Source organism: Christiangramia sabulilitoris, assembly GCF_007050985.1.
Taxonomy (GTDB): domain Bacteria; phylum Bacteroidota; class Bacteroidia; order Flavobacteriales; family Flavobacteriaceae; genus Christiangramia; species Christiangramia sabulilitoris.
In genome coordinates, this window is the sequence record NZ_VHSF01000021.1 from 1 (window position 1) to 632 (window position 632).

Annotated in this window: 1 protein-coding gene; it reads left to right on the forward strand. The window is 45.3% G+C overall.

What is annotated here, in order from left to right; genetic code table 11:
- The coding region (locus FGM01_RS14460) for a DUF7507 domain-containing protein (RefSeq protein ID WP_208012738.1) at window positions 1-632 on the forward strand (632 nt) is incomplete at both ends.

Here is a 632-nt window from a genome sequence, read left to right on the forward strand (position 1 = left end):
TGACATTATGGAGGTCGATGAGACCTGGACCTATACCGCGACCTATGAAGCCACACAGGCTGATATTGATAATGGAAGTGATATTGTACATACTGCCAGTGTAACTACAACAGAAGTAACTACTGCGGTAACTGATGATGCAACAACCACTATTACTCAATCGCCAACACTGACCATAGTTAATACCGTAGCACCGACTGATATCGCTGCTCCGCAAACGCTAACCTATACCATTGTGGTGGACAATACRGGGAATACCAGTTTGACCAATGTCGCTGTAGTAGATCCTCAGGCAACCACTGGACCAGCCTATGTAAGTGGAGAYTCGAACTCCAATGACATTATGGARGTCGATGAGACCTGGACCTATACCGCGACCTATGAAGCCACACAGGCTGATATTGATAATGGAAGTGATATTGTACATACTGCCAGTGTAACTACAACAGAAGTAACTACTGCGGTAACTGATGATGCAACAACCACTATTACTCAATCGCCAACACTGACCATAGTTAATACCGTAGCACCGACTGATATCGCTGCTCCGCAAACGCTAACCTATACCATTGTGGTGGACAATACAGGGAATACCAGTTTGACCAATGTCGCTGTAGTAGATCCTCAGGCAA